Origin of the sequence: Flaviaesturariibacter aridisoli (assembly GCF_004343705.1) — a bacterium.
Classification (GTDB): domain Bacteria; phylum Bacteroidota; class Bacteroidia; order Chitinophagales; family Chitinophagaceae; genus Flavisolibacter; species Flavisolibacter aridisoli.
In genome coordinates this window covers 1-6,602 of sequence record NZ_SKFH01000059.1, presented here as the reverse complement: position 1 = coordinate 6,602, position 6,602 = coordinate 1, and the positions used below count along the sequence as shown (strand labels likewise).

The window sequence follows — 6,602 nt, the reverse complement described above, 5'->3', positions numbered from 1 at the left end:
GTGGCGTAGCCCTTGTTGGACGCCCAGTTGTAGTGCGGGAAGTCGTGGTGGAGGCGCTTCATGTGGTCGTCGCGGTAGGTCTTGGCCAGCACCGAGGCGGCGGCGATGGAAGCATAAAGGGCGTCGCCCTGCACGATGCACTGGTGCGGGATGAAGGCGTAGGGCGAAAAGCGGTTGCCGTCTACCAGCAGCAGCTCGGGCACCACGGCCAGCTGCGCCACGGCGTCGTGCATGCCCCGGAACGCCGCCCGCAGGATGTTGATCTCGTCGATCACCACGGGTTCGAGCGAAGCCACGGCCCAGGCGATGGCCGCCTCTTCGATCACGGGCCGCAGCTCGTAGCGTTCCTTTTCGGTGAGTTGCTTCGAGTCGTTGAGGAGCGGGTGCTGAAAGCTGCGCGGCAGGATCACCGCGGCGGCATACACCGGCCCGGCCAGGCAGCCGCGCCCGGCCTCATCGAGACCGGCTTCTAAAAGCGTATCCTGGAAATAGGGGAGCAGCACGCTGCAAAAGTAATCAAGTCGGAAGTGGGAAGTGGAAGCAGGGTAAAAAACGTTCTTAAGGTTTTTAGAGTTTTTAGGGTTCGCAAGGTTAAATAAGGTTGGTGGTGACCGGGGCAAAAGGACACTTCGCGCCGCTTCCTTAAAAGCCCTCAGAACCTTAAAAACCTTGAAAACCCTCAGAACCTTTCCCCTCGTACTTTTGCCCCGCACTGCAAAACCCATTTCTTTTGGCTACCACCCATCTGTACCGTTCGTCGCGCCCCGTGGCCATCTGGCTGCTCATCGGGGTGGGCATGGTCATTATCCAGGTCATCCTCGGCGGCATTACCCGCCTCACGGGCTCCGGCCTTTCCATCACGGAATGGAACGTAGTGACGGGCGCACTGCCGCCGCTCAGCCAGGCGCAGTGGCTGGCCGAGTTTCACAAGTACCAGGCCTCGCCGCAATACCGCCTGCTCAATTCGGACTTTACCCTGTCCGACTTCAAATTCATCTTTTTCTGGGAATGGTTCCACCGCCTGTGGGGCCGCCTCATCGGGGTCGTGTTCGCCATTCCGTTCATCGTATTCCTGGTGCAGCGCCGCTTCCGCCAGGACATGATCAAGCCGCTGCTGGTGCTCTTCGTGCTCGGCGCCCTGCAAGGGGCCGTGGGCTGGATCATGGTGGCCTCCGGCCTCGAAGGCGACGCGGTGTACGTGAAGCCCACGCGGCTCGCGCTGCATTTTATTTTCGCGCTGGGCCTGCTTTGCTACACGTTCTGGTTCGCCCTGCAGCTGCTCACGAAGCCGGGCGACAAGGTGACGGCACCCCGCCTGCGCCTCGCCTGCTGGTGGCTGGTGGGCCTGCTGGGTGTGCAGCTCATTTTCGGCGCCCTGATGGCCGGCCACCGCGCCGCGCCCGCCGCGCCCACCTGGCCCGACATCAACGGCTCCTTCTTCCCGCGCCTCTTTCCCGCCGGCATCGTCAGCCTCCTCGAAGACCGGATCAGCATCCACTTCGTGCACCGCAACCTGGCCTACCTGCTCACGGTGCTCATCCTGCTGTGGACCTTCAAAGCCTTCCGCTACCGCGCCACGGCGCTCTTCGGCCGCGCCCGCTGGCTGCCCGCGCTCTTTGTGCTGATCCAGGTAGCACTCGGCATCGCCACGGTGCTCAGCGCCACCGGTATCCGCGCCACGCGCTGGAACACCTTCGAGTGGATGGCCCAGCTGCACCAGCTTTGCGCCCTCTTCCTGCTGCTGTCGCTGGTGGCGAATGCGTTCCTGCTGCGCGTGAAACGACCCTCAGTGCTGTAGATGTCTGATCTCTGATTTCGGATGTCTGATCTTGTACGGTAGACCAGTTGCCGGACAAATCAGACATCCGAGATCAGACATCCGCGATTCAAGAGTAACTTACGCCGCAACACCCCGTCCCTTCCATGAGGTATTTGAGAGGCCTATTTTATTCGTTACCCGTACAGCTCCTTTTCCTGCACTTCCGGAAATACCAGATCCTGCTGATCTTCTGGCTGCTGTTGTTTGCTACCGTGGGCGGTGCCTTCATGAAGACCTTCGGGGCCGAAGCGCTCTTCCTGGCGCCCGAGTACCTGGGCAACGTCAATGCGTTGAGCACCCTGCTGGTGGGCGCCTCGGTGGGCGTGTTCATCATGTGCTGGAACATCACCACCTTCATCCTCTTTAGCCGCCACTTTACCTTCCTCGCCGCCACGCAGTTTCCCTTCCTCAAATACTGCATCAACAACGCCGTACTGCCGCTGTCGTTCCTCTTCTTTTTCCTGTTCAAAGCCTACGCCTACGCCCACTACCGCGAGCTGATTCCCAACGTGGAGATCCTCTTTCTCATCCTCGGCTTTGCGGCCGGCCTGCTGTTCGTGCTCACGATCTCGTTCTTTTATTTCTTCCGGGCCGATAAGACGATCCTGCGCGGCCTGCAGCCCCTGTTCAAGAAGGCCAACCACGTCATTGCGCACCTGCAGCCCGAGCAGCAACAGCCCGGTGGCCGTGCCCTCATCCGCTCCGAGTGGTTCTTGGACTCGCTGCTCCGCGTGCGCCGCTGCCGCGATGTGAGCCACTATTCGCAGGAGCTGATGGAAAAGATCTTCAAGCGCCACCACTTTGCCGCCGTGGTGAGCATGGTGATCGCCTACCTCGCCCTCGTGCTGATCGCCTACTTCCTCGACATGCGCGCCTTCCAGCTGCCCGCGGCGGCTTCCATCACGCTGTTCTGCGCCATCCTCATCGGGGTGTCGGGGGCCTTTGCCTACTTCTTCCAGAGCTGGAGCGTGCCGGCGCTGCTGCTGTTCCTGCTGGCGCTCAACGCCATGTACCAGCAAGGCTGGATCGACCCGCGCAACCGCGCCTACGGCCTCGACTACAGCGCCCCCGGCAAGCATCCGGAGTATACGCAGCAAAGCCTCGCGGCACTGGCCAACCCCGCCGACGTAGCGAAGGACAAGCAAAACATGATCGCCGTGCTGAACCGCTGGAAGGCGCGCCAGGGCGAGGAAAAGCCGCTGCTAGTGGTGCTGGCCACCTCGGGCGGCGGCACGCGCAGCGCCACCTTCACCATGAACGTGCTGCAACACCTCGACTCGATCACCGGCAACGGCATGATGAAGCGCACCTTCCTCATCACCGGCGCCTCGGGCGGCATGATCGGCGCCACCTACTACCGCGAGCTGTACCGCCGCAAGCTGCGCCTGCCCTCGCTCAACCTGCAGTCGAAGATGTGGGTGGACGATATCGCCGAAGACCTGCTCAACCCCACCTTCACGTCCTTCGTGCTGCGCGACCTTTTTGCACCGCAGCAAACGGTGCGCGTAGGAAATCACAGCTATATCAAAGACCGGGGCTACTCTTTCGAGCTGGCGCTCGACAACAACACGCGGGGCTTCCTCAACCAGCACCTGCGCGACTACATCAGCGACGAGAGCGAGGCCCGCATCCCGCTGATGTTCTTTCACAACGTCATCACCCGCGACGCCAAGAAGCTGCTCATTTCCACGCAGCCCCTGCGCTTCATGATGGCGCCGCCGTCGGATTCGCTGGAAAACAATTCCCCCGATGCCGTGGACTTCGTGAGCTTTTTCCGCAACCAGGATCCCTACAACCTGCGCCTGCTGACGGCGCTGCGGATGAACGCCACCTTTCCCGTGGTGCTGCCCAACGTGCTGCTGCCCACCCGGCCCGCGGTGGATGTGATGGACGGCGGCCTCCGCGACAATTACGGCGTGGAAACGGCCCTGCGCTTCCTTTCGTCGATGCACGAATGGATCGAGCAGAACACCCGCGGCGCCCTGCTGATCCAGGTGCGCGACCGCATGGACGGCGGCTGGGAAAATCCCTACGACGCCGCCACGATGACCGAGAACGCCGTCAAGCCGTTCTTCCTGCTGCAGCACAACTGGTACAAGATGATGGATTACGCGCAGGGCGACATGGCGGCCTACTACCTCGGCACGAACCGCTTCCCGGTGCACCGCATTTCGTTCCAGTACATCCCCGACAAGCAGGAAAACAAGGCTGCGCTCAACTTCCACCTCACCCGCGGCGAGAAGAAAGACATCGAAGCATCGCTGAACAGCCGCGCCAACCAGCAGGCCTTCGGGCAGGTGCTGAAGCTGGTCCAGGGGAAATAGGCTGTGGGCAGGTTTTCAGGGTTTTGAAGGTTCTGAGGGTCGCTGGCGCCCGCGACTCGCCTGAGGCGAGTCATTGCGAGCACAACTTATCACCTGCCAACGAATTGCCGCCCGGCTGCGTCTCGGTAATAGTATCTTTAAACCCTTATGAAAAAACTGTCCCTCCTCTTTTTCTCCACCCTGCTGACGCTTTGCTCTTTTGCGCAGGGCATCGTGTCGGGCACCGTCACCGACGCCGAAACGAAGCAGCCGCTGCAAGGGGCTTCGGTCTTTGCGCAGAACACCACGGTGGGCGCCGTGTCGAAAGGCGACGGTACCTATAAGCTGTCGCTGGGCAAAGGCGGCTACGAGCTCGTAGTGTCTTTCACCGGCTACGAAACGCAGCGCTTCAACATCGAGGCCACCGGCGACCGCACGCAGGACATCGCCCTGAAAAAAGAGGACAAGAGCCTCACCGAGGTGGTTATTCAAAGCAACAACGAAGTGCCCGACGGCTGGGAGAAGTACGGATCCTTCTTCCTCGACTATTTTATCGGCCGCACCGCCAATGCGAAGGAAACAAAGCTGGAGAACCCGCAGGCGCTCAAGTTTTTTTACTACAAGCGCAGCGACAAGCTGAAAGTATTCGCCTCCGAGCCGCTGCGCATCACCAACAGCGCGCTGGGCTACAGCCTGCAATACAACCTCGACTCCTTCGTGTATTACTACAAGTCGGGGCTCAACTCGTACCGCGGCAACTGCCTCTTTCTCCCGCTCGAGGGCGACGCCGCGCAGCAGGCCGCCTGGGCCAAAGCCCGTGAGCGCGCCTACCTGGGCTCGCGCCTGCACTTCACGCGCGCCTACTTCGACAGCACGCTGAAGGAGGACGGCTTTACGGTGGACCTGCTTTCGGAAACGAGCAACACCAAGTTCGACCGCCTTACCAATCCCTACGATTCCGCTTATTATTTCGCCGACAGCACCGGCAACGTGGAGCTCTGGTTTCCGCGGATGGTGAGCATCTCCTACACCAAGGCGCGCCCCGAGCCCGCTTACCTGGAGCAGATGAACCTGCCGAAGAACGTGCCCGCCCAGATGTCGTACGTAGAACTACGGGACGCGATCCTGGTGAAGCCGAACGGCTACTTTACCGAGCAGCGCAGCTGGGTGAACCAGGGGTATTGGAGCTGGAAGAACCTGGCGGACCTGCTGCCGTATGATTATAATCCGTAGAGAAAGGTTTTGGAGGATGTTGAGAGGTTTTGAGGGGCCGTTGGCCTGCGTCAGCGACCGAAGGTCATTGCGGGCGCAGCGAAAGGACCGCAATAACATCAAAGGCGTCGCACAAGCGACGCCCTTACATAAAAAAAGCGGCCAGGGGCCGCTTTCAATTTTTTACATAGCCCGCTTGGTTTTCTTAGAGACTGTCTAAAATTAAGTGGTTGATTACCCGATGGTAAGTACTGCCTCGAAGAAGCAGCATGTTGGTAGCCCCGGGTATAACCCGGGGTAGCGTGAGCCGGGGTGAAAAGGCGCGCCCTGTAGGGGCGCCACTTTATCCCGGGGGCTTAAGCCTCCGGGAGGGCCTGTTCTACGCGGTGGCACCCCTACAGGGTGCGCGGTTAACCTACCCGCATTTAACCCCGGGTTGCACCCGGGGCTACCGATATTCCGTCCCTTCGGGACGGTTCGCTACTAACGCACTTTCAACGAATCATTTTTAGATAGCCTCTTAGAGGCTGTCTAAAATTAGTTAGTTGGTTTTCAGTATGTCTGGTTTGAGCTGAGCCAAAAGGAAAAAGGGCGTCTTGCTTGCTGATAGAGAGGTGAACAAACATTGGTTACAATGCAAACTCTGTATCAGGTGCCTGACGCCCTTTGGAATAAAGTAGCTACAATATTTGAGCCGAAGGTGCGGCGGCGCAAGCATTCCCTTCAACTGATCTTCAGCGGCATCATTTATCTTTTGAGCAACGGCTGCAAGTGGCGCTCGCTTCCGCCGCAGTACGGCGATTACCGCCTGGTATGGTACTACCTGAACAAGTGGGCCCGCTACGGACTGCTGGACCGGGCGCTATACCTGGTGGGCATTCAGCTGCGGCGCCGGCAAGGCAGAAGCGGCGAGCCTTCGATGCTGCTCATTGATGCCCAGTCGGTAAAAACCGTGGCCGGCACAGGCGACGAGGTGGGTTATGATGCGGGCAAAAAGGTAAAGGGAAGAAAGCGCCACCTGGCTGTGGACACCCAGGGCACCGTCATTGCCGCCGGCGTTACTTCCGCTTTTGTTCATGACAAGACCGGGGCGCGCGTGCTGCGCGATGATGTGGAGGACCGCCCTTCGGTGCGCACTATTGTCGCCGACGGCGGCTACGACGGACCACCGGCTTTTACCGCAGGAGGCAGGATCCGGTGGGTGCTCATTCAGCGCAGACACTCCAACCGCTTCTCCCCCCTTCCTGTCAGATGGGTGGTGGAAAGAA

5 protein-coding genes are annotated in these 6,602 nt (G+C 60.1%); 4 read left to right on the top strand and 1 reads right to left on the bottom strand.

The genetic code is table 11. From position 1 onward, the window contains the following. Window positions 1–503: ribonuclease HII (locus tag E0486_RS18090; protein ID WP_131854394.1), on the bottom strand; the 503-nt coding region annotated here is incomplete at its 3' end. A 227-nt stretch (window positions 504–730) separates the two neighbouring features. On the opposite strand from E0486_RS18090, the gene E0486_RS18085 reads away from it, so the two are divergent. The 4 genes from E0486_RS18085 to E0486_RS18070 all read left to right on the top strand — a co-directional run. Further along, window positions 731–1,798, top strand: a complete 1,068-nt coding sequence (locus E0486_RS18085; RefSeq protein WP_243697476.1) for a COX15/CtaA family protein — start codon at window positions 731–733, stop codon at window positions 1,796–1,798. Between the two features lie 134 nt (window positions 1,799–1,932). Continuing rightward, window positions 1,933–4,143 (top strand): patatin-like phospholipase family protein, encoded by a 2,211-nt coding sequence (locus tag E0486_RS18080; RefSeq protein ID WP_165917409.1) that lies wholly within the window; start codon window positions 1,933–1,935, stop codon window positions 4,141–4,143. Between the two features lie 147 nt (window positions 4,144–4,290). Beyond that, window positions 4,291–5,355, top strand: a complete 1,065-nt coding sequence (locus E0486_RS18075; RefSeq protein ID WP_131854390.1) for a carboxypeptidase-like regulatory domain-containing protein — start codon at window positions 4,291–4,293, stop codon at window positions 5,353–5,355. A gap of 613 nt (window positions 5,356–5,968) precedes the next feature. Beyond that, window positions 5,969–6,602: IS5 family transposase (locus E0486_RS18070; protein ID WP_131851900.1), on the top strand; the 634-nt coding region annotated here is incomplete at its 3' end.

Coding starts and splice junctions, on each gene's coding strand:
- E0486_RS18075 (WP_131854390.1), top strand. CDS start 4,291: ATGAAAAAACTGTCCCTCCTCTTTTTCTCCACCCTGCTGACGCTTTGC.